Annotated in this window: 30 protein-coding genes and 2 riboswitches; of the genes, 6 read left to right on the top strand and 24 right to left on the bottom strand. The window is 35.6% G+C overall.

The features are described 5' to 3' along the window. Positions 1-290 precede the first annotated feature (290 nt). From AC6CHJ_RS05455 to AC6CHJ_RS05445, 3 genes are all read right to left on the bottom strand, one after another. Positions 291-1,037, bottom strand: a complete 747-nt coding sequence (locus AC6CHJ_RS05455; protein ID WP_147193770.1) for an amidohydrolase family protein — start codon at positions 1,035-1,037, stop codon at positions 291-293. 163 nt (positions 1,038-1,200) lie between these two features. Then, the gene (locus AC6CHJ_RS05450) at positions 1,201-1,374 is read right to left on the bottom strand and encodes a hypothetical protein (protein ID WP_184117502.1); all 174 of its coding nucleotides are present in this window, start codon (positions 1,372-1,374) and stop codon (positions 1,201-1,203) included. A 162-nt stretch (positions 1,375-1,536) separates the two neighbouring features. Beyond that, positions 1,537-1,711, bottom strand: a riboswitch (cobalamin riboswitch). Between the two features lie 227 nt (positions 1,712-1,938). After that, a riboswitch (cobalamin riboswitch) is annotated at positions 1,939-2,141 on the bottom strand. 121 nt (positions 2,142-2,262) lie between these two features. Beyond that, the gene (locus AC6CHJ_RS05445; protein ID WP_498287577.1) at positions 2,263-2,682 is read right to left on the bottom strand and encodes a GNAT family N-acetyltransferase; all 420 of its coding nucleotides are present in this window, start codon (positions 2,680-2,682) and stop codon (positions 2,263-2,265) included. A gap of 170 nt (positions 2,683-2,852) precedes the next feature. Here AC6CHJ_RS05445 and AC6CHJ_RS05440 point away from each other — a divergent pair, with 170 nt between their 5' ends. Further along, positions 2,853-3,284, top strand: coding sequence for an NUDIX hydrolase (locus AC6CHJ_RS05440; RefSeq protein ID WP_498287575.1), 432 nt, complete (start codon positions 2,853-2,855; stop codon positions 3,282-3,284). Between the two features lie 14 nt (positions 3,285-3,298). Next, on the top strand, positions 3,299-3,853 hold the full coding sequence (locus AC6CHJ_RS05435) for a histidine phosphatase family protein (RefSeq protein ID WP_498287573.1): 555 nt from the start codon (positions 3,299-3,301) through the stop codon (positions 3,851-3,853). Between the two features lie 89 nt (positions 3,854-3,942). Here AC6CHJ_RS05435 and AC6CHJ_RS05430 read toward each other — a convergent pair whose 3' ends face one another. The 7 genes from AC6CHJ_RS05430 to uvsE form a co-directional block, all read right to left on the bottom strand. Further along, a complete protein-coding gene (locus AC6CHJ_RS05430) occupies positions 3,943-4,482 on the bottom strand; it encodes a helicase (RefSeq protein WP_498287571.1) in 540 nt (179 codons plus the stop codon). 51 nt (positions 4,483-4,533) lie between these two features. Beyond that, the gene (locus tag AC6CHJ_RS05425) at positions 4,534-5,211 is read right to left on the bottom strand and encodes an HAD family hydrolase (protein ID WP_498287569.1); all 678 of its coding nucleotides are present in this window, start codon (positions 5,209-5,211) and stop codon (positions 4,534-4,536) included. Between the two features lie 57 nt (positions 5,212-5,268). Continuing rightward, positions 5,269-5,733 carry a VOC family protein gene (locus tag AC6CHJ_RS05420; RefSeq protein ID WP_498287567.1) on the bottom strand — a complete coding sequence of 155 codons (465 nt, stop codon included), beginning with the start codon at positions 5,731-5,733 and terminating at the stop codon, positions 5,269-5,271. A 58-nt stretch (positions 5,734-5,791) separates the two neighbouring features. Further along, positions 5,792-7,144 carry a M1 family metallopeptidase gene (locus AC6CHJ_RS05415; RefSeq protein WP_498287565.1) on the bottom strand — a complete coding sequence of 451 codons (1,353 nt, stop codon included), beginning with the start codon at positions 7,142-7,144 and terminating at the stop codon, positions 5,792-5,794. Positions 7,145-8,112: 968 nt separating this feature from the next. Further along, positions 8,113-9,141: a spore photoproduct lyase gene (splB, locus tag AC6CHJ_RS05410; RefSeq protein WP_498287563.1), complete on the bottom strand. Its 1,029-nt coding sequence runs from the start codon at positions 9,139-9,141 to the stop codon at positions 8,113-8,115. Beyond that, a complete protein-coding gene (locus AC6CHJ_RS05405; protein ID WP_147193788.1) occupies positions 9,138-9,401 on the bottom strand; it encodes a transcriptional regulator SplA domain-containing protein in 264 nt (87 codons plus the stop codon). Before AC6CHJ_RS05405 ends, splB begins: the two co-directional genes overlap by 4 nt. 179 nt (positions 9,402-9,580) lie before the next feature. Then, entirely contained in the window at positions 9,581-10,537 is a 957-nt protein-coding gene (uvsE, locus tag AC6CHJ_RS05400; RefSeq protein WP_498287561.1) for a UV DNA damage repair endonuclease UvsE, read from the bottom strand. Positions 10,538-10,684: 147 nt separating this feature from the next. Here uvsE and AC6CHJ_RS05395 point away from each other — a divergent pair, with 147 nt between their 5' ends. Continuing rightward, positions 10,685-11,143 carry a GNAT family N-acetyltransferase gene (locus AC6CHJ_RS05395; RefSeq protein ID WP_150284057.1) on the top strand — a complete coding sequence of 153 codons (459 nt, stop codon included), beginning with the start codon at positions 10,685-10,687 and terminating at the stop codon, positions 11,141-11,143. A 236-nt stretch (positions 11,144-11,379) separates the two neighbouring features. On the opposite strand, the gene AC6CHJ_RS05390 is transcribed toward AC6CHJ_RS05395, so the two are convergent. Then, positions 11,380-12,339: a D-2-hydroxyacid dehydrogenase family protein gene (locus tag AC6CHJ_RS05390; protein WP_498287559.1), complete on the bottom strand. Its 960-nt coding sequence runs from the start codon at positions 12,337-12,339 to the stop codon at positions 11,380-11,382. Between the two features lie 207 nt (positions 12,340-12,546). Here AC6CHJ_RS05390 and AC6CHJ_RS05385 point away from each other — a divergent pair, with 207 nt between their 5' ends. After that, on the top strand, positions 12,547-13,461 hold the full coding sequence (locus tag AC6CHJ_RS05385; protein WP_498287557.1) for an NAD(P)/FAD-dependent oxidoreductase: 915 nt from the start codon (positions 12,547-12,549) through the stop codon (positions 13,459-13,461). Positions 13,462-13,473: 12 nt separating this feature from the next. Here AC6CHJ_RS05385 and AC6CHJ_RS05380 read toward each other — a convergent pair whose 3' ends face one another. Further along, on the bottom strand, positions 13,474-13,620 hold the full coding sequence (locus AC6CHJ_RS05380) for a lmo0937 family membrane protein (RefSeq protein WP_147193796.1): 147 nt from the start codon (positions 13,618-13,620) through the stop codon (positions 13,474-13,476). A gap of 178 nt (positions 13,621-13,798) precedes the next feature. After that, a complete protein-coding gene (locus AC6CHJ_RS05375; RefSeq protein WP_066786367.1) occupies positions 13,799-14,050 on the bottom strand; it encodes a hypothetical protein in 252 nt (83 codons plus the stop codon). Positions 14,051-14,283: 233 nt separating this feature from the next. On the opposite strand from AC6CHJ_RS05375, the gene AC6CHJ_RS05370 reads away from it, so the two are divergent. Next, complete coding sequence (locus tag AC6CHJ_RS05370) at positions 14,284-15,126, top strand: DUF2268 domain-containing putative Zn-dependent protease (RefSeq protein WP_498287556.1); 843 nt, start codon at positions 14,284-14,286, stop codon at positions 15,124-15,126. Between the two features lie 4 nt (positions 15,127-15,130). Here AC6CHJ_RS05370 and AC6CHJ_RS05365 read toward each other — a convergent pair whose 3' ends face one another. From AC6CHJ_RS05365 to AC6CHJ_RS05345, 5 genes are all read right to left on the bottom strand, one after another. Further along, positions 15,131-15,832 carry a class I SAM-dependent methyltransferase gene (locus AC6CHJ_RS05365; protein ID WP_498287554.1) on the bottom strand — a complete coding sequence of 234 codons (702 nt, stop codon included), beginning with the start codon at positions 15,830-15,832 and terminating at the stop codon, positions 15,131-15,133. 135 nt (positions 15,833-15,967) lie between these two features. After that, complete coding sequence (locus tag AC6CHJ_RS05360) at positions 15,968-16,930, bottom strand: cation diffusion facilitator family transporter (protein ID WP_498287552.1); 963 nt, start codon at positions 16,928-16,930, stop codon at positions 15,968-15,970. A gap of 11 nt (positions 16,931-16,941) precedes the next feature. Then, positions 16,942-17,262: an ArsR/SmtB family transcription factor gene (locus AC6CHJ_RS05355; protein WP_066786355.1), complete on the bottom strand. Its 321-nt coding sequence runs from the start codon at positions 17,260-17,262 to the stop codon at positions 16,942-16,944. Positions 17,263-17,445: 183 nt separating this feature from the next. Further along, positions 17,446-18,054 carry a YgaN family protein gene (locus AC6CHJ_RS05350; RefSeq protein ID WP_498287550.1) on the bottom strand — a complete coding sequence of 203 codons (609 nt, stop codon included), beginning with the start codon at positions 18,052-18,054 and terminating at the stop codon, positions 17,446-17,448. 29 nt (positions 18,055-18,083) lie between these two features. After that, entirely contained in the window at positions 18,084-18,539 is a 456-nt protein-coding gene (locus AC6CHJ_RS05345; protein WP_498287548.1) for a hypothetical protein, read from the bottom strand. 288 nt (positions 18,540-18,827) lie between these two features. Here AC6CHJ_RS05345 and AC6CHJ_RS05340 point away from each other — a divergent pair, with 288 nt between their 5' ends. Beyond that, complete coding sequence (locus AC6CHJ_RS05340; protein WP_498287546.1) at positions 18,828-19,142, top strand: hypothetical protein; 315 nt, start codon at positions 18,828-18,830, stop codon at positions 19,140-19,142. A gap of 83 nt (positions 19,143-19,225) precedes the next feature. Here the strand turns inward: AC6CHJ_RS05340 and recO are convergent, their stop codons facing one another. The 6 genes from recO to AC6CHJ_RS05310 are packed head-to-tail and all read right to left on the bottom strand — an operon-like array spanning position 19,226 to position 24,362. Next, entirely contained in the window at positions 19,226-20,056 is an 831-nt protein-coding gene (recO, locus tag AC6CHJ_RS05335) for a DNA repair protein RecO (protein ID WP_498287544.1), read from the bottom strand. Positions 20,057-20,077: 21 nt separating this feature from the next. Continuing rightward, the gene (gene era, locus AC6CHJ_RS05330; RefSeq protein WP_147193811.1) at positions 20,078-20,989 is read right to left on the bottom strand and encodes a GTPase Era; all 912 of its coding nucleotides are present in this window, start codon (positions 20,987-20,989) and stop codon (positions 20,078-20,080) included. Next, positions 20,976-21,383 carry a cytidine deaminase gene (locus tag AC6CHJ_RS05325; RefSeq protein ID WP_150284047.1) on the bottom strand — a complete coding sequence of 136 codons (408 nt, stop codon included), beginning with the start codon at positions 21,381-21,383 and terminating at the stop codon, positions 20,976-20,978. The genes era and AC6CHJ_RS05325 overlap by 14 nt, the downstream gene beginning before the upstream one ends. Before the next feature lie 16 nt (positions 21,384-21,399). Beyond that, positions 21,400-21,756: a diacylglycerol kinase family protein gene (locus AC6CHJ_RS05320; RefSeq protein WP_498287542.1), complete on the bottom strand. Its 357-nt coding sequence runs from the start codon at positions 21,754-21,756 to the stop codon at positions 21,400-21,402. Beyond that, a complete protein-coding gene (ybeY, locus tag AC6CHJ_RS05315; RefSeq protein WP_498287540.1) occupies positions 21,743-22,231 on the bottom strand; it encodes an rRNA maturation RNase YbeY in 489 nt (162 codons plus the stop codon). Before ybeY ends, AC6CHJ_RS05320 begins: the two co-directional genes overlap by 14 nt. 16 nt (positions 22,232-22,247) lie before the next feature. Then, on the bottom strand, positions 22,248-24,362 hold the full coding sequence (locus AC6CHJ_RS05310; RefSeq protein ID WP_498287538.1) for an HD family phosphohydrolase: 2,115 nt from the start codon (positions 24,360-24,362) through the stop codon (positions 22,248-22,250). Positions 24,363-24,506 lie beyond the last annotated feature (144 nt).

The raw sequence follows: 24,506 nt of genomic DNA, 5'->3' as shown, positions 1-24,506 counted from the left end.
TCTTAGCGTGCAACTCCTTAATTGAAAGATACTATTTCCATATCCATAAATCCTGCCATTAGTTGCTTTTATTAGACATTTTTTATTTGTATCTATTGTAAATAAAGATCAATTAAAATAATTTACCTCACAAAAAACCCAGCCTTATAAAAGACTGGGGCATTATCTACTCATTTTTTCTTTTTCCAAGTTTCCAAAGGCGAGCACAGGTTGTACATTTCTAACAAACTTTCAAGACTTTAACGAATGGTACAGTTGGTGTTGCATCCATACTTTGAAAGAGCTGAACCTCATCTCATAAAATACCAATTATAAGCATTCTTATATAGAATTTCCTCCGCTTCTTTTTCATTAAATAGCCCTTGAATTAATTCAATGTCTGCTGTTTCAAACGGTCTTGTTGCTCTCGTTGAGGGTAAATCTGTACCAAACATTAAGGCTTCGGGGTTAGCCTGGTAAATCTCTTTTAATGCTTTTTCTACATTTAATTCGACGCGACCAAATCCCGTGGCTTTAACACGTACTCCTCGATCCACAAGTCTTAATAAATGTGGCAATCCTTCCGCAGATAAACCCAAATGGTCAATAGAAATAGCCGGCAAGGTTTCTATCGTAGATGCAATGCTTGGCAATTCTTTGGCATCTATATAAAGCTCACTGTGCCAGCCTGCCAAATCATATACCCTTCTAGCTAGATAATCGAGCTTTGAAAGATCTTCTGAACCACCGCGCTTCACATTAAAGCGCAATGCTCTAACACCATCCATATGTAATTTTTCTATTTCCTCATCCGACACCGTAAAAGGCAATTGGGTCACACCACAAAAGGTTGGCCCTAATAATTTTAAAGATTTGACTAAATAGTCTTGGTCAAATCCTTGAAATGAACCAGATACAATTGCACCCCCTGCTATCTCAAAAGAGGCGGTATCTCTTTGATAATCTACTACATTGTAAGAAGGCGGAAGATATCCCTGATTTTCAAAAACCGGAAACTCGTAATCAATTATATGAAAATGCGCGTCGAATAGTTTCATTTAAACTCTCCTTTTTTAAAAGAATTTAGAAAGAAAAAATCTTTTAATGCTATATAAATAATAACAAGGGAAGCATATTCAAACAAATACGTATATGAAATACTTCACATTATAAAGGTTACTGAAATTAAGACGCTAAAAACTTTATTTAATATTAAGTCAACTATCCAAGCAATTCTTTACGAACAATTTCAAAAGCTTGAGAAATTTGCTGATGCTGATTTGGAAACTTACGATTTAATTCCTTTTTCATATCATACAAGTTCTCATACTGATGTACGATTTGATTATTCATTACTAATGACCGAAATTCTTCAATAAACATATCTTTCTCCATTATTGTTCCTCCTTGAAATAGAAGTAACATACTCCAAATAAAAAACGCTATTCCTTTTCAGAAATAGCGTGGACATTTTTGCAAGTTTAAATAAGCGTAAAAAGAACTCTTTTTTCGCTTCTAGTCGCACAAAAACACCACCTATCTCCACGTAGGTATTTGGTGTGTACTTGAATCTTGGCAGGTCTCCTGACTTATCTTCAACGCCCTCTATGCCTTCCCGTTGTTAACAGTGGCTTTAAATATAGGCTCCAAATTACAGTTGCGGGACAGTGCCGGATTCTCACCAGCTTCCCTTTTAAGTATACCTTCGTATGCACCAGTTCATGACACGTATGTTATTATCGAGATTAAGCTGGTAGATTTCCTTTTAATAAGGGTTCAACACTCCTTTTTATAAGGTAACTACTAAGCTATCACATTACTTGATTACACAATATTTAAAAACAAAAAAACAACTTTCATCCATTTATGGTGAAGTTGTTAATAATAGACAAAACAAATAAACATACTGCTGAGGTATGTATACTGCCTCTCACTAACACCTCCCTATCCTCGTAGGTAAATTGATGCTCATCTATGGCAGGTCTCCTGACTTATGATCTTCATTTATAACCCCCTTCCCATTTTCTAATTTATGAAAACAGTGGTACCGCTTATAAACTCCCAAATACAGTTGCGGGACAGCGCCTGAATTACACAGGCTTCCCTTTTAAACAATGAAAATATAACTCGACTTCATCGTACCAATAAATGCTTGCTATTCAATTTTCATACTTAAGATTATCAAACTACTTTTTATTTTACAATAAATAAATATATTTTAAGATTCATTGTCTTTTACTCAACTATATTATTTTAACTATTTTTTATTTTATTAATTATTAGCTACTCTAAATATTCATCCCTAAGATCTGAATTCAAATACCTAGCCATACCTGTTTTTAACTTTTTAAAACCAGATTTATTATAAAACTCTTCGTTCCCCGTCGTAGAGATTAAGTGTACACATGATACATCTCTCAGTTGATTTAATATATACTCCATAACCTTTTTCGCTATGCCATGACCTTGGTAATCTTTGTGAACAACAATATCATAAATTGCAGCGTTAAAAATGCCATCTGACAACGCTCTGCCAAATCCGATAATTCGACCATTCACATACACTAAAGCAATTACGTTACTTGCACTGAAGACTTGTTGAATGACTTCAGGGTTATGCTTTTTCCATCCAACAGATGCATAAACTTCTCTCATCTCATCAAGATTTGCATGGGTAAAATCATTACAAATCAATATATTCAATTAATATACTCCTCTCCTTGTTTTCTAGAAATTGTCGCTTTAATTCGCCGCCTTTTATTATTTATTTTCACCTATATTTTATCTAATGTTCACCTTTATTACATCACTTTACAAGAAGGAAAACGAGGTACCTCTATAGAATAAGTAAACAATTGAGTGGAGGTATAATCATGTTTATCGTAAATGTCGAGGGTGCTATAAGAAAGGAACATAAATGGCTAATCATAGAGAGAAGTAAAAAAGAAGAGCATACTGCTGGATTGCTATCCCTTGTAGGCGGCAAGGTAGAATCTGATGGTCAGTCAGCAGATATATTAGAAAGAACTATAAAACGAGAAATCCTTGAGGAAATCGGTGTAAAAATAAAGGCTAGGCTTCATTATGTACATAGCAGTTCATTTGTTTCTGATGTAGGTGATCACGTATTGAATATCGTTTTTCTATGCGAGTATCATTCTGGTAGTGCCTCACCTCTTAGTCAAGACGAAGTAGAAGAAGTTTTTTGGTTGACTACTGCGGAGATTTTAAACCATCCAATGGCACCTATTTATTTAAAGGAAAGTATTAATCTTGCTGAGAAAGTAATTCCTAACGGTTATTGAAAGGAGTGATTTGATTGAAAAAAATTTATATTGTAAGACACTGTGAGGCTAAGGGACAGTCGGCAGATGCAACTCTTACAGATAAAGGCTATAAACAAGCCACAGATTTATGCGAGTTTTTTTGTAATATTGAAATAGATCATATTATTACCAGTCCGTTCGTCCGTGCAATTGAATCCGTTCAACCACTAGCAAATCATTTGAATTTACAGATTGTTACTGATAACAATTTAAAGGAACGTGTATTGAGTTCAGACAATTTTAATGATTGGCTAGAAAAACTTGAAGCAACATTCAACAATCATGAATTAAAATTTGAAGGTGGCGAATCCAGCGCTGAAGCTGGAAATCGTATAATCACTGTTGTCGAAGGGATTTTTAACAGCAATCATCAAAATACTGTAATTGTTACACATGGTAATGTAATGTCCCTGCTGCTTAGACATTTTAATAAAAGCTTTGGTTTTAAAGAATGGAGAAGTCTCAGTAACCCTGATGTGTACCTTTTAGAAAACAGGGATAATAAAGTAACTTTTAAAAGACTATGGAGAGGGCCTTCTTGCTTATAGGATGTAACGCTTGCTGGCTTTTCAGTGTGTCTTGCCTCAGAAAGGCCAGCATTTTATTATTTTCATGCCGTTTAATGAATCGACAATGCTTAATTTTGACAAAAAACAAAGTGATCTTCTGAATCCAATACGTGCAGGTAGTCAGCGATGTACCCTCGTAACCACAATTCCCCATCAATTCTTCTAAGATAAAACCCCTTCGGAAAATTTACGTCTTCAGATAATATCTCTGATGCTATTGTAACGGAGCCATATGGTGCCTGATGTTGCAAAGAAGACTTCCCCAAATTCCCTTCAGGCTGATCAAGATATGCCAACCTTAAATATGGTCCAAGCTCTACAGGACATAAGTCTAAACCAACTTTTTTTGCTTTATTAAAAAGCTGAGGTATTGTTGCTCCTTCAGGGAAGCCAAGATTGCGTACTTTGAGCTCAACTGTTTTCACCTTGTATGCCTTCTCTGAAACAGTAAATTTATCATCATCAAAAAGTTTTTCTCCATATTTATTCAGCAAAATAGAACGTTGTTGTAACTTCTGAAGTAGCTGCGTTTTCGTAAGGCCGCCAATTTTGATCATCCTGCAAATAGTTGGGCACTCAGGATATATTTTATCTATTTCTATTTCCATTTGATATCACTCCATACTTAATGAAAATAATAGTAAATAAAAGTTTGGTTACTAACCACGAAGAGAGTATGACTTGTTTAACCTTAAAATTAATGTCTTTAGCTCAATTAAATCATTTATAACAAAATCGGCATGGGAAAGTTCATTTTCATTAGCAAAATCAAAATTACATCCAATAGAATGCAGATCATTATCTTTTGCGGCATTAATATCAGATAAGCGATCACCTACTACTGCTGCATCTTTAATATTGTATTTCTCTACAATACATTTCACTAAGTCTGATTTGTTCAGTGAATCGATTTGTTGAATACTGAACGTTTCGGTTATCCATTTATCTAAATCATAATAACGGATGATGGCGTTTAAATACTCCTGCAATCCATTACTAGCTATGTAGATTGAAAGTCCTTGCTCCTTTAAAAAATCGAAGACTTCCTTTACATTGGGATATAAAGAACCATTTCCTCGTTCTATATTGTTTATTAATACCTTCAAGAAATATTGATCTGTGTATCTTCTTTCTTCGCTAGAATGATTGGGCAATAGCGTTTCCCATACCTTAGGCAAAGGAACCCCCATTATTTCACGATATTTATCGATAGGTGTTGCTCCCTCCCATTTATTCATTGAACAAAGATGTTCAAAAGTTTCATCAAGCGCTAGCTCTAATATTGTGTCTGTTTGAAAAAGAGTACCATCCATATCAAAAATGATTGAGCGCAACATTACCTTTCTCCTTTTCTATCAAATTTCTAGGGTTTATTAACTTCTACTTTATTCCTTTTAAAAATCATCTTTATTTAATTGTTCCCATTCACTTAAATACATACGTGTAGCAATTTCTTTAGGATTCTTAAGTTTGCAAATAAACTCTAAACTATTACCATCCGGATCATTAAAATGGATTTTAGCATGAGCATATTGTTGGTGGGGCATCACAAAAGGTTCAATCGGTTCGAAACCAAATGCTTCTCTTGGTTTAACTCCTCTATTCCTAAGCCAAGCCACTGAAGTCTTCAAATCTTCTAGAGTTACTTGAAAAGCCACATGCCTGATGGAAGGATGGTATTCTAGTTTTACATTGTCAGTTTCCCATAAACCTAACCAACTTTTATCTTTTTCTATCCACAAAAAAGCAATTTTATCGTCAACAATATGATCTAGTTCTAAACCGAGCTCTTTGTAAAAAAGTACAGATTGTTTTAGATCGCTAACTGGTAAATGTGCTTCATATAATCCTTTTATCATTTCGATCTCCTTCTTACAAAATAATACATTCATTATAGCATCGCATAGAAACTAATAATCAAAATTTTAGAAATTCTTTTAACAAATGATCATCTTTTAGTTCCAAATATTGCTTTATAAATCTTACAAATTCCGCTGTGTCTACATCTTTATACTTATAAAAATCATAGTAACTTTTCAAAAAATCTTCTGCTCTTTTTTTGCCGCCACATTCTGATAATACTTTCCATAGATAAACTGAAGCTTTGCCGTAAATATGATTACTTTGTTCCCCTAATGTATACTTGTTTAATGAAAGATTAACAGGCAAGGGAGTATCCTTAAATTGGCTTATATCTAATGAAATATACTCATTTTCGTAATCTGAATAAAATAAACGTGTAGCGAGGGTCGCAATCCCTTCGTCTAACCAAGCATCGTGAAAAGGATCACTACTAATCATTCCGTAAAACCATTGATGAGCTATTTCATGGACTACTATGCTCTCTTTCCAATCAGACATATCTCCACTATTCTGGATAGTTCCTGCTGTTACAATACCTGGATACTCCATTCCTAATTGGGAAACAATAATATCCAATTGCTTATGAGGGTAAGGTCCAAACTTATCTTGAAAATAATTTAATGCTTTCTCAGCTATTTGCAATGCTTCTCTCTGTATTTCGGCATCATCATTAAGTGTAAAAGTCCTTATATTTACCTGTCCTACCTTTCTTTCAATTTCATTCGGTTTCTTTAGAATAGCAATAAAGAAGTCTTTTACATTCTTCATTTTTAATGTTGTTTTATGACTGCCCACGTATTCACGATCACTTGTAGAAACGATTGTTAACCCTTTAGGAATTTTATAATTCACTTCAAAATCGCTAAAAGCTGTGTGATACGTTTCACCTCTTACACGATAGTCTTCTTTATTCCAACCGCCATTTTTATAGGTAGCTACCATAGGATACCATTGTGCTAAGTAATAGTTCCCATTTTCCTTTGTAAATCGATAACCTTCCTCTGGCATAGTAAAGTTATATTGAATGTCAATAACCATCTTCTTAGTTGGGTAGACCTTCTTATCTAAAAGCACTTTGAGCGTATCTTTTTTAAGAGAGAACTTCGCTTTTTCACCATTAACAAGGGTCCTTTTAATATTGGCTGTACCAGGGTTATTTAAAGTAGGTGAATTTTCTTTCGTAAAAATGTTTGGAATAAAGTAGAAAACCACATCACTCCATTTATCATTCGAAGTATTTGTTATCGTACTACTCGACTCAACATCGAAGTGTCCTTTTGAATCCATTTTTAAACTTATTTTGTATTTAGTCTTGCTGCCGAACGGTTGAGTAATCGGGTTGTATTTTTGACTCATTTGCTTAGGCACAACTGTCTTCTCTAATTGAGGTCCTGTTTTTGGCTTCAAAATAAATGTTACACAAATGGATACAAAGACTAATAGACATCCAACTATCCAGATATATTTCTTTATAATTCTTCGCCCCTCTGACTGGTAAAATTTTTCATGTTATACTAGTAGTCTATTCAAATAATTTATTGATTATTAAAAATATAAATTGTATACACGTCTTCATCATAAAGAATTTAAAATAAAACATATAAAAGGATGAAGTGTTATGAAAAAAATCTATTACACGTATTTTTCCTTACTTATTTTATTTTTAACTATTTTTCTTTTTGCATTTGCCCCAGAATTTATTTTACTTTTCCATTTTATTATTCCATTATTATTAGTCTTAATAGGCCTAATAAGTGCTTTATACGGGAGTAAAGGTGAAATTCGAATGGTGGTCGTTGTCTTACATCTATTTATTCTAATTGTATTTGCTAGTATTTATATATTGGGGATTTATGGATTCAATGAACCTTAATATATTATGTGCCCTCGCTTATGGCAGGGGGCTTTTTTTATTTTCGTTTCAATGGTTTATATCTATATAATCAGTGCTCTTCTTTCTTAAAACAAGTCTTAGTATATTTCTGAATTCTCTCATCAATAACTACATCGCTCTACTTTATATTCTGGTGCTTGCATAAAAGAAGTATAATTATACATTCATTTCACCCTCTTAAAATTCCTTTCTTTTTATAGAAAGAAGAAAAAAACGTCACTTTCCCCTTTTAATACAGCTAAGCAAAAATTAGCGGGAAATGACGAAATATAAGAATTAACATAAATAAACTCTCTATTTCTCCTATTTTTCGCTATTTTTCATCTATCTTTAATTTCCAATAAAAAAGCCCTTCATCTCAAAAGAGATCAAAGACTTAATGATTAAAAGGCGATTTACTTAGATTTTGTTGGGAAATAATCAGTAAAAAACTTAGGATAAATTGTCGATCCAACTAGTAGAAGCTTTTATTCTTTTTTAATTACGTAAAATACTCCAACTTAGCGTGGGGAAAGAATTTTTCCATATAACTATAGAGGTGGTTTTTTATATCTTCCTCTTCGTCTTTTTGATAAATATATTTCCCTATACCATATTTTCCCCACTTATATCTTCGTCTTTCTTCATCTAACTCCAGCTTTGTCATAGGATAATTTTTTTCAATAACCCGTTTGGCTGGTTTCGTAAAACGATGCTGGATGAATTCAAAGGTTAAATCTTTCTTCGCTTCATCAGGAAGCTCTGCATCTAGGCGTTCGAACATATGGTAATAACCTTCTTCCCATCCTTCATGTAGATAAATAGGAGCCACAATAAATCCAAGTGGATATCCTGCTCTTGCGACTTTGCCCGCCGCTTCAATTCTTTTGGCTAAGGGTGAGGTGCCAGGCTCAAAGTTCTTTATTACATAATCAGCATTAACGCTAAACCGGAATCTTGTTTTTCCGTTATGTTTGGCGTCTAGCAAATGATCGACATGATGGAACTTTGTCACAAAGCGCAATTTACCATATTCAGATTCTCCAAAATGTTCAATCGCATGTTTTAAGGTATGCGTCAGATGGTCAATCCCAACAATATCTGATGTACACGAAGCTTCAAAACGCGTGATTTCAGGTGCCCGCTCTGCCATATATTGATCTGCTGCTTCTAAGATTTCTTCTACATTGACATACGTTCGAATGTACGGCTTGCTTCCCATTGTCGTCTGCAAATAACAATAGTGGCAATGACCCATACAGCCTGTCGCGAAAGGGATCGCATATTCAGCTGAGGGTTTAGATGTATCAAATTTTAGCGTTTTTCTAATACCTACGACAAGCGTAGATTTTGCAACCCGATACTTTTGGAAATCATTTTCACCTGGAAGATTCCTAATTTGGTTATGAGATGTGGTGTATTGAATTTCCACACCACTGTTTTCGAATTTCTTCAGCAACTGTTGGCCGAGCGGATAGTCAAGGGCTTTTGGTTCAAAATAGACTAGCCTTGGTGAGAATGGTTTATTCATTGTAATGGTCCTTCTGAAGAAGTTCCATAATAATAATTAAAAGCCCTATTTGCTTCTTCTTCTGTTGTATAGACTGCCATTTCATTTGATAGTGGATAATAATTTTCATATAAAAAGAGTGCGAGCTCATTTGGATTTTCAGGATGGTTTACAACTGCTGCACTTTGTAAATTGGCAACATCTTGCGTGTGAGGATTTCTATAAAATACATAGACGATATCACCTGGATTATAAGACTCACTGCTATTCATCTCGTTCATTTTCGTACGTCTCCTTTTTACTATTACTTAGTGATCCTATTTCTATTTTGCTTTACATAATAAAAATTATGTTACTTATTTAGATGAAATAGCAAAAGTTTGTTCAAGATGCGAATAGAAATAAATTATGTATACAAAAAAACGGCGCTAAAAGATGCTAGCTGCCGTCTATTCCAGTATTATTTCCATTCAACCTTTCCTCCTGCAACACGTTTGACACCTCGGATGTTTGAAATATCTTCAACCAATTGTAGCATAGCAAGATTCTTTTGTTTGGCTTCAATCATTACATCAAAGTCACGGTTAAGCTCTTTTGCCATCTTTAAGAAGGGCAACACAAAATCCAACGACACAAAGTCTGCATGTGAACGAAAAGCACCTTCTGATTTGGGAGATGATAAATGAACTTTCGGCACTACGTTTGTGTGATTCCATGTATCAAAAATGCGCGGTAAAAATGCCTCGAATTCGATATCCCCTTGATTCGCCATATAATGATGATAATCAAGGATCATTGGAACGTTTTCTTTTTCACAGGCTATCAGTGTTTCTTCAACATTATAGGTTTTATCATCATTCTCAAGCGTCATATGTTTTTTAACCTTACTCGGCAACATTTTTAAATTTTCATGGAAACGTTTTAACGTAGCAGTCTTATCCCCATATGCTCCACCGATATGAATGTTGATCAACCCTTTTTCCAATACATCCATCGCTTCAAGCATGTTGAAATGGAATTCCATGTCCTTTACAGCATTTTGCGTTACTTCTTCACGTGGACTTGTAAAAAGGGTGAATTGGTTCGGATGAAAGCTTGGTCGCATGTTGTATTGCCTGATGAGTTCCCCCAGCTCCTGCCATTCATCTTTGAAGGGTGTTACAAAATCCCACATCACTTCTGGATGTGTAGCCAAAGGAACAAGTGAGCTTGAAAGACGATATAAACCAATTTCGTTTGCAATATTATAGTGAAGAATTCTTTTAGTGTGGTGTAAGTTTAAAGCAGTTACAGCTCTTAATTTGTCCATTCGCTCATACTCTGAAAGAGCTGAATAGCGAGCAAAGGTCATTGTCTTTGAAGGACTCGCATCCCATAAACCTAATGCATTTGCTACAAACCCAAAATTAATTTTCATGTCGTTATCCTCCATTACATGTCACTACATAATGAGTAATTCCCTAATTCCCCTATCTTTTACCTACCTCTTTAACATTTTTGACTTCTTTTGTTTTCGCTTAAACATTGTTATAATTCAGAAAATAGTTTTTAAGGAGAGATTAAGTTGAACCAACATCAACTCGTGATCACTCAGTATAAACCTGAGTATGCTGAACAGACTGTTGACATGTGGCGAAATAGTAAGGAACGAGCTATAGGTCAAAAAGAAATTCATAGCTTTGAAAATCACATTTACTTTTTAAATCATATTTTACCTGAACAGCACCAAATAGAATTAGCTTTAATTGATGACAAAGTAGTCGGAATGATTGCCTATAATGACAAGGAGGTAAGCCAGCTTTATATTCATAACGATTATCAAGGGTTAGGGATAGGCAGAACGTTACTTGATAGGGCTAAAGAACAATCAAGCGGTAGTTTAACTTTATTTACCTTTGATATCAATAAAAACGCACAACGGTTTTATGACAAGAATGGATTTAAAATAGTAGCAAGAGGCCATGAAAATGAGGAAAATTTGCCTGACATTCAATATAAATGGATTCAAAATAATAGTTTTTAAGAAGCTTGAGGTACTATTCAAGGGTTAAAAAAAGGTGTGAACATTTCTCACACCTTAATTCCCTAATACATATTCAATTATATTTAAAACAAGAAAGGAATCATTAATACAGCAATTGCACCTAAAGTCGTCACAGATATGACTTTAATTAGATCCTTTTTCAAAAAATCTCCCTTTCACTTTCGTATTTATGAACTTTGCTACAAATTTTGTTTCTGAGAATACTTCTAAAATCATTAAATTAAAGTTCTAATCGGTGAACCTAACAAATATGCCCGGATATCCTCCAAAGCTTCTCCATAATATTTCTCATAGTTTGATCGAGTCACATATCCAAGATGCGGTGTAGCAAGTACATTGGGTAAAGTTCTAAAAGGATGATTTTCACTTAACGGTTCTTCTTCATAGACGTCTAATCCCGCACCAGCTATCACTTCGTTTTCAAGCGCTTCTATTAAATCATGTTGATTTAAAATGGGTGCTCTTGATGTATTGATTAGAAAGGCTGAGGGTTTCATTTGCTTCAATTCATTAGAGGTGATTAAATTTCTTGTCCGGTCACTTAAAACCAGATGAATCGATACATAGTCGCTTTGCCGTAAAAGTTCCGCCAATGAAGCCGCTTTTCTTACTCCCAGCGGATCTGTCTTTTCCTTTGTTAAGTTTTCACTCCATGCGACTACATACATTCCAAAGGCTTGGGCTATCGTTGCCATCTTTGTACCGATTTTTCCAAGTCCAATTATCCCAAAGCACTTACCATAAAGATCTTCTCCAACCGACAATTGCCAAGATCCTTTCTGTCTAAAGTTATTATGTTCTTCTGTTATGTGGCGTGCTAAGTTCAGTATGAGCCCCCAAGCAAGTTCAGTCGGCGGTTCTGATCCGCTTGATGTGCCGCACACTGTTACTCCGCATTTCTTAGCTGCTGTTAGATCGATGGATGCATTCCGCATACCTGTCGTTACTAACAATCTTAGCTTTGGCAGCCTTCCGAACATGGCTGCATTAAATGGCGTTCTCTCCCGCATAATAATGACAATATCAAAGTCTTTAATTTTATCAACAATTTGATTCTCAGTATGGAAATGTTGGTGAAATGCAGTTACTTCAACCTGATCCTCTATGGAACTCCAATTTGCAAAATCAAGTGCCATTTTTTGATAATCATCAAGGATAGCGCATTTTAATTTCATATGTACCTCCAGTAGTTTGAACTATTTCCTTTATTACTCATATTATAAGTTATTGAACACCAATTTGGTGTATAAGAGGAATTAATTTGATTTTCATATTTTAAGTCATAGAAAGCGCTCACTAGTTTAAAACTAACAAGTCAGTGGTATATTTTTCAAATGAACCTCTAATACTAAAATATCTTTAAAGAACAGGCGGTTAGATAAATGAAGACAATGGATTGTATTATTATTGGCGGAGGGATTGCAGGCTTGCAAGCTGCCATTCAATTGGGCAGATATAAACACTCAATTATGGTCATTGACTCTAATCAGGGACGGTCCACTATATGTAAAGGCTATCACAATATTCTAGGTTGGCCGGATGGTGTTAGCGGAGAGGAATTGCGTAAGCTAGGTAAAATCCATGCAGAGAAGTATGGTGTCGAATTCTTGAATGGTTTTGTAATATCTCTTCGAAAAGAAAAGGACCACTTTCTTATACAAACATCGTCAAATCAAACATTTCAAGCGCGCACCGTTTTTCTTGCAACGGGATTAGTTGATCATCTTCCTAAGCTTGAAAACTTGCTTCCTTGCCTAGGAAAGTCTATTTATGTATGTCCTGACTGTGATGGCTATGAAGTATCTGACAAAAAAACGATCGTTTTAGGCAGCGGGAATACAGGCGCTTCTATGGCCGCAACCCTCACTTATTGGACAAATAATGTAACATTTATTAATCATACCAAAGAGCAACCTGACTCAAAAAAAGTCAAAGAGCTAGAAGATTTAAATATCGAAATAATTAATGAAACATTAACGCGTGTTCTTTTAGATGATAAAGGCAATTTTGCTGGTGTAGAGCTTGAGAATGGTAAAACTATTTCTGGCGAGAAAGGCTTTACAGGTTTTAGCGGCAATAAAATAAATGCAGAGTTGGCTGAACAAGTGGGTGTAAATCTTAATGACAGCAGACATATAATAGTCAATCCTCGAACAAAAGAAACCTCGGTTGAGGGCATTTGGGCAGGAGGAGATCTTACCGCCCATTCTGAACAAGTCACTATTTCTATGGGAGATGGTTCCCAAGCCGCTATTTGGATTCACAAACGATTATTGAAACAAAAAAGGGAAGCCTAAACGGCTCCCCTTTTATCGATTTGCCATGCCTTTAATCAACTTTACTATAATCAAGATGACTGCAATAATTAAAAGAATATGAATTAAGCCTGCGCCAATTTTAAATATAAGACCTAGCACCCAAAGTACAATCAGTATTCCTATAATGGTCCAAAGCAACTTCATTCCCTCCTTCCTACATATTTACTAATATACCCATTAAATAAAATTGAATACGGTTGTGTTTTGGCACGTAAACCAAGAAAATGAATGAAGTCTTATGCCCTGATCTTATGTATTAATAAAAGAACAAAAAACAAACGTGAAATTTTCTTCCACGTTTGTTTGAGTTATTATTTTACCAGAAAAATGCAGCTGAAAGAGCGATCCCTGTAATAGCACCTAATGCAATGCCATAGCCAAAGCCGCCTCCGCCCCAGCCCCAGCCCCAACCAAGTCCATAACCACCGCCGCCCTGAGGGCGAATCCATACCATATTGCGGTCTACTCGAGTAATATGACCTTCATGCACTCTGCCATCACGATCTGTAATCCGCACATGTCTTCCATGGTAACGACGACACATATTATAAGCTTCTGATGCGTTCATCCTATGCCTCCTCCCATTCATTTCTACATACGTGTATGCCTCCATATTATATGTCTCGCCCTTTTCTCCCTTTGGACAAAGGTCTAATTTAAAAAAATATTCAGCATACCTTAGGAGTCAACATATGATAGTTATAAAGCGTAACGCCATCTAAAGGAATGGCATTTGGTTAATTCCTTTAGATTTTATGATTTTGGCTAGGATGATAGAAAACATGTAAAGGAATGATTTGATTGGCAGTAATCGAAACACAAAAATGGCTTCATACTTTTAATGAAAGATGTAAGGAAACCTCTATAAAAGAAATAAATAATAACCATATTGATGTACTTTGCAAACCATTGGAGAATGTATTTGAAAAATTGCCCCCTCAAGCGATTCAGTATGAACTGCTTCAGTATGGGTTATTTGACCCGAAAGATTGGTACAGAATAGAATATGTGATGGAAGAATTAGAAAAACAAAAAGTATGGAAAAGGATTGAACACGAATTTTTGAAATTGAAAAAAAGATGGAAAGGCCCCGATATACCTATATATATTTTTCCTATTAAAAAAGGAAAGCGGCGTTCAGAAAAAGAACAATTTCGAAAAAACGGAGTGGCTTATAAAAATGCATTGTTTTTATTTGTATCGACAGAATTGCATAAGGAAGAATTAAAAGCAATGCTTGCCCATGAATACAACCATGTGTGTAGAATTAATCTAATAGATATTCCACCTAAAATAACACCATTAAAAGAATCGCTTGTCGTGGAAGGGCTTGGTGAATATGCGGTGAATGAGTTATATGGCGAGAAGTGGCTTGCCCCCTGGGTTAATCTGTATTCGCTAGATACTTTGCAAAAAATATGGAAAGAGCATTTCATCAATTCGCTTAATCTGACAGGTATTGATGCCCATCAAAAATTCTTATATGGTCAAAAAAGGAGCCCCTTCACTAAATGGATCGGATATGCAATCGGTTATCATATTGTTCATTCTTATGTTGAAAAAAACGGCCCTTTTACTTCTAATGAACTCTATCAAAAATCAGCGGATACGCTTATCAAAGGTTCCGCTTTTAGATTGGAGTAGCCTATTATTTAGAAGCAAGATAAACTATATACCCTATATGCCCATGCACTTTTTCTGTCATTTCATTATGCTCATCCCATACATCGTAGAGTGACATTGGAATAGATTCCGATAAATCCATTTCATCAAGATCGCTTGAAATAAGAGAGGAATGTGTTTGGATTTCCACAATAGTCGCAAATCCTGCTTCTTCTAGAATGGAACGCCATTCTTCTCCTGTGTAAATGTCATGAACTCCATAGAGCTTTTGAACTTCTTCTTTCATGGATTTAGGTATAGAAGCTTCTGCGGCCATTTCAATTAAAAGTAATTGACCCTTTTCTTTGAGCACGCGTGCAAGCTCCTTTACCGTTTCTTTCGCATGTGTAAAGCTAATAACAGATTCTGAAAGAATAAAGTTAAACGTTTGGCTCTCGATATCTAACTTTTCTGCATCACCAAGTAACACTTGAACAGGTAGATCTTCTTTAGCAAATCTTCTTTTCGCTTTTTCTACCATGAGAGGGTGATGGTCAATAGCTGTTACACTACATTTAAATTGTTTGGCTAAATATTGAGCTGTTTGGCCAGTACCACAACCAATATCTAAAACCAGGTCGTCCTGATTAATTGATACCTTTTCAAAAATAGACCTCGTCAAACTCGCCCCTCCAGGATGTGCACTCCCGATACCAAAGTATGCAAGCAAATCAATATACTCATTCATAGTTAGTTCTCCCCCATTTTAGTCATATAAATTATCGTATGCAGGAATGAAGAGGTAGAAGCCATACATTAACCTAGAATAAGCACCCATATTTAAAAAGCTCTTCCCTACAGGGAAGAGCTTTTTAGCATTGAGTTAATTCAATTTATGGTCATGTGGTTTTTCTTGATTCATATTTAAGTTGCACAGGATGTCGTCACCGTGTTGATGTCCATCATTTTCAAGTTGAATTGTCATATGGCCAATGCCCATATGTAGCAATTCGTGCTCTAAGTGTTGTAGGATTCCTTGGCTTTCTTGCACTGTTAGTGAACCATTCACAACTGCATGGCATGAAAGCGCATTTTCACCACTCGTGATGCTCCATATATGCAAATCATGAATGGCTAGAATCCCATCGGTTCCTTCTATAACTTGAATAATCTTTTCAATTTCCACATTGCTTGGCGTTCCTTCCATCAAGACATGAATAGAATCTTTAGTTACACGCCAACCACTGACTAAAATCAATATTGCTACAATAATACTTGCTAATGGATCTGCCCAATCCCAGCCAAACAGCATAATAAGAATTGCTGCCAACACTGCGCCGACTGAACCAAGCATATCACCAATAACATGCAAGAAGGCAGCTTGCATATTAAGGTTACCGTGCGTATCACCGCCACGCATTAGGATCCAAGCCACAAGAATATTGACAAGCAGACCAATAATAGCAATCAGTAGCATACCATTTGAAGCAACTTCCGGTGGATAGGCGAAACGTTTGACTGCTTCTATACAGATAAAGATGGATATAACAATTAATGCTACACCATTAAATACAGCTGCCAAGATTTCAAAGCGCTTGTATCCAAATGTATTACGATAATTGGCTACTCTTTCACTAAAGGTAAAGGCAACTACGCCAACTCCGAGCGATATTGCATCACTTAGCATATGGCCGGCATCAGAAAGTAAAGCCAAACTATTGGTCATATAACCGCCAATAACTTCTACAATCATATAAACTGTAATAATGAAAAAGGCTATCAGTAATGTTTTCTTATTCGCACCATGGGTATGGTTATGCTGATGTCCATCATGTGAATGAGCCATAATACTCCCTCCTAATTGTGCGTCGCATGGTCAATCGTCTGCTGCAGTATCTGCATCACATGATCATCATCCTGTGAATAGATGATGGTCGTCCCTTCACGGCGAAATTTCACTAAACGTAGATTTTTTAAGAAACGTAACTGATGGGATACAGTAGATTGTTTTAGGTGCAGCTTTTCGCTCAATTCATTGACCGAGAATTCTTTTTGGCAAAGTAAATTTAAGATTCGTATCCTTGTTGGATCACTTATAGCTTTAAAAGTTTGCGCTACAAGGAATAGACTTTCTTCATCCAAATCTTCTGGTTCTTTTGATAGCGGTTCCTCTTTCAATGGAAAAGCCCCCTTCTTATTCAATATAATATGTGTATATATTCATATATACACATATTATATTGTTGTTAAACATGCAAGTCAAAGATATGTGCGGAAAATCAACAAAATTTTCTGTTCCGTATAGTAGTTCAGAATAACTTTAACAAAAGAGAACCTTTTACAAAAGCTCTCTTTCATTCTTTATTTATCTTTCGCCTTCCAAACAACACTGTATAAAATAGTTTCTTCTACATCCTGAATACCTTGTGGCAGCTCCCCATTTTTACTGCTGGGCGAACTTAAATGATTTTCAGAAGTCCCGTACCAAGCAGCTAAATAAACGGGTTTGTTCTTCTTTAACATAATACGCTTGTTTACTAGTGATTCAAAAGAATACCCTTTCATATTATTAGAGAAATTCGTAGTGGCAATTCCAGATGGCGTACCCATAATCAACTTTAAAGATGTTCTTTTATAATCTATATTATTATCAATGGCAAAGGAGAAAAGAGTATTTTTGTATTTACTTTCTACCATGTTTGACATGGAAGTTAATTCCCCTTTAAATTTTCCTTTTTTATAATGCCCAATTTTGAATTCTAAATCATCCATCTGCCCCAATTCACCATCAAACTGAAAGAATTCTATTTGGCTTACTCCAGCATACATCATTAGTGATTCTTCTTTATCACTTAATGAGTAGGGCTCTATTGAGATTTTTGTATGTCCATTCATGCTTACTTTTTTTTCATTTGAACATCCGATTAATAATAAGCAACAACAAATGAATAAGAAAAACCATTTCTTCATATTTTTCTCCTCGGAGTTATTCTCGTCTTTTAATTGTCTCCATCGGGAAAGCAATCTTTTATGATCTTCAGCAATCTTTCCAATGAATCCTGTCCTTGTATTCTATAAACTTTGTCTTCATATAGTAATACACCATTCTCATAAATAGAGACGTAATTCGGTAGATGATTATGGCGGATGATAAACATGTATTCCGTACCTGAGGGTTCAGCTTTAACATTTCTTTTAATATTCAAACCTTCTAATACATTTAAGAGGCTTTTGAAATTTGCGTTGTTTTCATCAATACTCACTATAAGATCTTCAGTTTTTATCTTTTCATATTTTGTATCAACCATTATCGTTATTCGATCTTTATTTTTATACTGTTCAATATGTAATACATCTTGCAGTAGATTTTTTGTTTTGTATTCATTATAAAAATAGATACATCCGCCTATCACTAAAAAGAAAGCAACAATGCGATAAATTATTTTCTTTTTCAATCCATTGCTCCTTTTTCTTATTAGGTATGTGAAACTTTTTCCATGACATTTTTAAACCGTAATACTCGTTTTTGCTTTTGAAAAATCCCTCTATTTATAACTAATTAGCTCTCCCTTAATAATACAATAAAATATCCCTATAATTATATATAATTTTATAAATTTCAAATTATGGTATATAAATACTTTAAGACTTGTTAGACTAAATGGAACAATTAATGAAGGCATAATTTATTTTTAAACTTTTAAATATAAAGTATATGGTGAGAGATTAAAGGAGAGAACATAATGGGGAGTATGATAAAGATAGCAATTTTCGGATATATAATATCGTTTTTTATAAGTGTAATTTACAGTCTAAAATTCCAATTCAGTAGAGAAAATCATAACGAGCAAGGCGAAAAAATATTGAACATATCTTACAGAATTGCATTTCCATTAATTATATTGGGCTGGTTTGTTATAGATTTAATCGATAGTTATGTTTTACCTTTTTCTTTAGAAAGCTATAAAACAGCTATATGGTTATTGGTAACTGGCACGTTTGTTGTTCATGCCTTATCTTTATTTATTTTAAAGAATATAAATACAGGCATAAGGTAATTATGAAAAAAAGAGTCATTCCTACAAAGAATGACTCTTTTTTTATATAACAATAAATTCAATAATCTCTAAGCATTTAGCATTTATTCATTATCCTCATCAGTTCTTAATGCTGTATCAGGTTGGCCCTCATCCGGTTTTTCACTGTCGTCCATATGCTTATTAAATAACAATGGCGTTCGTTCTAATTGTTCAATAAAAGAGCGGCTCTTAAAACGCATGCCTGTTTGTTCTTCATAAATGGTCGTCACAATTTTACGGATAAATTGCCTTGTCTCTTTTTTTAATGTCAGTTTACCAATTTGGTCGATCGGTACTGTATAAAACATGCGTATGAGTTTTATCTGTGTTGGCGTTAGTCGAATGAGATACGGATCTAGATGAAAACACCGATGGCATAGAAATCCACCTTGAGAAAAGGAAAAAGCAAATTCCCCTTCCACTGCTCCGCAGCTAGCACACGCATGTAATACTGGCTGTACGCCTGTATAGGGAAGCATTTTCCACTCCACAAACATGGCAATCGATTCAGGATCGTAACCTTCCTCAATCGCATGGAGAGCTTGCACCATTATATCGAATGCATAAGGCTCTGGACGGTCTGATTCAATCAGTCGGTCGATGATTTCAACTACATAGCTTGCATAAGCTGTAGCCGTGATATCTTCTTGTATATGACGCATGCTCTCAAGGGGTTCTCCTTGCTGCAAAGTACCCATACCTCGACCTTGTTGAATCATGAAAATACCATGAACAAATGGTTGGCTAATGGCAGCTAAACGGCTTTGCGGCTTTTTTGCTCCCCTTGCCATAGCTGCTGTTTTGCCAACTTCCCTTGTCATAATAGTTACTACTTTATTTGTTTCTCCGTATGCTTTGGTTTTTAAGACAATCCCTTCCCATTTGTTCAGCAATTGTCCTCACTTCCTAGTCGTTTAGTATTCATCTTCGCGATAGCCATAATCTCGCAGTTGCGATGCACGGTCTCGCCAATCTTTTTGAACTTTGACCCATAGTTCTAAATATACTTTACTGCCAAGCAATGTTTCGATATCATGCCTTGCACGTGTACCGATTTCTTTTAAAAGAGCTCCGCGCTTACCAATGATAATTCCCTTTTGCGAATCGCGTTCAATAATGATAGATGCGTTAATACGCACTAGGTCTTTGTTTTCATCTTTAGCAATCTTTTCGATTTCGACAGCCACTGAGTGGGGTATTTCATCACGAGTAAGATGTAATACTTTTTCTCGAATTAACTCAGCAATGATAAAACGTTCAGGGTGATCAGTCACTTGATCTGCTGGATAATATTGCGGCCCAGCAGGCAAGTATTTCTTCAATGTTTCTAATAATTTATCCACATTATTGCCTTGCAGAGCAGAAATAGGTATAATTTCAGCAAAATCAAACTCAGCTTTGTATGCGTCAATTATTGATAACAATTCATCAGGATGTACGGCATCAATTTTATTAACAATTAAAAAAACAGGTGTCTTTGTCCCTTTTAACATTTCCATGACAAAACGGTCACCTGCACCCATTTTTTGTGTTGCATTGACCATAAACATAATGGCTTCTACTTCACGTAATGCGTTTTTTGAAACCTTTAACATAAATTCGCCTAGCTTATGCTTTGGCTTATGGATTCCAGGTGTATCGATGAAAATCATTTGGGCATCTTCAGTTGTATAGACACCTTGCACTTTGTTACGGGTTGTTTGAGGCTTATCGCTCATGATTGCAATCTTTTGCCCGATAACTCGATTCAAAAATGTTGATTTCCCTACATTGGGTCTCCCTACTATGGTAACAAATCCTGATTTAAATTCTTTATTTTCCTGCATTCACTAAATCCTCCGGTGAAAAGGCGCCTGGTAACAACTCAGCAACAGTTGTTTCAAGTACATCGCCTTTCATATTAGTTAAGTATACTGGCATATCTTTTGGGAAGAATTCAGACATAACCTGTCTGCATGCTCCGCATGGTGCACAAGGTCCTTCTGTATCTGCAACCACTGCAATTGCCTTGAAGTTTCTTTCTCCCTCTGAAACTGCTTTGAAAATAGCAGTACGTTCAGCACAATTCGCCATAGAGTACCCAGAATTTTCAATATTACAGCCTTGATAGACTTTGCCATCTTCTGTTAATAAGGCTGCTCCCACTTTAAATTTTGAATAGGGAACGTAAGCCTTTTCTCTTCCTTCTTTCGCAAGGTCCATTAATTGTTGTTTCTCCATTTTATACACCTCAAATTCATAGATTCATCCACTTTGGCAAAAAGATGAGTATTCCGATTATAACACTCGCACAGGCAAAAACAAATACAGCACCCGCCGCAATATCTTTTGCAGCGCGAGCTAGCGGGTGAATATCAGGCGAAGCAAGATCAACTACATTCTCAATCGCCGTATTAATCATTTCTAAGCTAAGCATCAAGGCAATCAACAGGATAACGACAATCCATTCCATCTGTGATAAGCCAGTAAAAATACTTAAAAAAATGGCAAGCAATCCCGCAAATATATCAAAACGAAAATTCTGTTCGCGCCATGCTTGCTTAACCCCCGCTGCTGCAAATGTAAACGAACGGAAAAATTTACGAATGTCCATTCTCATCGCGAGTCAAACCGAATGAATTTAAAATCTCATCTTGTTTACTAAACATTACGCGCTCATCTTCAGGATTCATATGGTCATAACCAAGCAAGTGCAAGAAACCATGAACAGCAAGGAAGCCGAGTTCACGCTCAAAAGAATGTCCATACTCCTCTGCTTGTTCAATTGTCCGGTCGGTTGAAATAATGATATCTCCTAACACGCGAGGCATGCCTTCCGCAATGATTGGTGTTTCTCCCTCGCCTATTTCTTCTAAAGCAAAAGAAATAACATCTGTCGGTGCATCCTTTTGACGATAGGTACGATTAATTTCATGGATCGCTTCATTAGTAACAAATGTTACTGATAATTCAGCCTCATCCTCAATCGCTAATATCTTTGCAGCGTGCTGCAATAGTTTTTCAACCAATTCAATATCTTTTTCTTTTACTTTTTCTGTTTCATCTAAAAAGTCGATGTTCAAGCTCATATGTTATCTCCTCATCTTATTCTGGCTTCGGGTATTCAATTCTCGAGTGGAAGATCCCCTTTAATGTTTCACAAAATACATGTTCAATTCGTTGCAACTCACGAAGGGATATATCACATTCATCAAACTGGCCGTCTTGTAATTTGTCTTGGATAATGCTGTGGATCAGCTGTTGAATAGCATCAGCAGATGGATTTTTCATCGAACGCACTGCTGCCTCTACACTATCTGCTACGCTTATTATAGCAATTTCTTTCGTTTGTGGCTTCGGTCCTGCATAACGATAGTCCGCTTCATTCACATCAGGGTTTTCTTTCTTCTCCTTATAATAGAAGAACTTCACTAAGCTTGTCCCATGATGTTGTCTTGCAATGTCGACAATTTCTTTTGGCATTTTATGCTTTTCTAATATTTTAACACCATCTTCTACATGGGCGATAATAATATCTTTACTTGTTACTGCCGGCAAGTTATCATGCGGATTGCTGCCCATCTGGTTTTCAACAAAAAAGCCTGGCCTTCTTGTTTTACCAATGTCATGATAATAGCATCCGACACGAGCTAAAAGACCATTCGCCCCCACTTCTTCACAGGCAGCATCAGCTAAATTTGCAACCATTACACTGTGATGATATGTGCCTGGTGTTTCGACTAAAATTTTCTTGAGCAATGGATGGTTTGGATTGGAAAGCTCCACTAGCCTATAAGTCGACAGCATACCAAAAGCTGATTCGACGAATGGCAATAAACCAAGCATTAAAGCACCAGATACAATAGCTGAAACAATGGCGGCACTTAGATAAAACAACAGTTCTTTCGGTCCATAATTCGACTGCGATAAAAGAAGATAAAATGCGATAAATGCAATATTCACACAAGCGACTCCCAAGCTTGTTGTCATTACGCTTGATCTTTTTCTAACATTGCGCATAAAGTAAATACTCGCCAAACCGCTAAAAATAATGTAAAGCGAAACTTCCATTTGCAGTACAGAAGAATAGCCTTTTTGAAATATAATTCCTGCCACGGCTGCAGACATAATTGTTGCTAATATAGCAATACGCTCATTAATTAGGATACGGAACATCATAGGCAAAATAGTAGCCGGGAATAAAAAGCCTACGATTACATCAAACTCGCTAGATATTAGGTTTAATAGTTTCATTACGATGATAGACGCCAAATAAATAATCATTGTAATCATAGCATGGCGCGTTTTAGTTTCCTTATCATCTCTCTCATGATATAAAGCAATATAAAAGAAAGCCATTTGCAATAAAACGAATAATGCTAATCCTAAAATTGGTTTTGGGGATTTTTGATTAATCAGCATGCCTGTAATTTCTAATTGATGATAGACTTCACGGTCAATTAATTGGCCTTCCTGTACAATAATCTGCCCTTGTAGTATACGCGTTGGATCAACATTTGCCTTCGCTTGTTCAATACGCTCTTTGGTCAACCTTCCGTCTCTTTTATCATTCGCAACTATCGACGACCTTGCGAGTGTAATGGCGATCGTACGAACAGCATCAGGTATCGAAAAGCTTCCTCTAACCGATCGCTCCACACTTCCCTTCGCATCAGTCAGTTGTTCTTCCCTAATCGGTTCTGCCATTTGCTTGCTAACAATTGAAACTAAGGCATCTTGCGTATTCTTTAAACCATCTTCATCCTGTGCAAGCAATGTGACAATTTCTTGTTCAGTCAACCTTACACTTGGTCCACTTTGATCAATTTTGTCTAGTTTTGCTCTTAATTTATTTATTTGATCCTCTTTTTTAGATTTTTTTGTTACTTTTTCAACCTTTTGCTTTGCTTCTATTATGTAATCAAAGGTAGTTTTCAACAGTGTTACTTGATTCTTCCCTATTTCTGTTGAAAAGGTATAGACAGGGTTTACTTCAGATGCAATTCTTTCTCGATCTGCTTCTGTCTTTTCGGTATCCTCTACCGTTTTGGCAGATCTTATTGTTTCAGGTGACAGCTGAAATAACTTTAGATCATAATGCTCTCCCTTTATATCATTAACTGTCAAAGCAAATTGTAGAATGCCAGCTACTATTAACAGAATCGCTAAAAGTATAGGAAAACGTATATATCTGTTTAATGTCCGAATAAAATTACTCATTAAAGCGCCTCCCATCTAATATTACTATACCAATTAGGCAAAGATTTTCCAGCTTTATTTTGGTGATAAAGGATAATATATTAAAAAAATTAAATAAATTTCCATTTAAATTAAATAGAGTTCCTTTCATCTAAATGAGCTCTC

Source organism: Rummeliibacillus sp. GQ308 (genome assembly GCF_059759115.1).
This window is presented reverse-complemented; position numbering and strand designations above follow the sequence as displayed.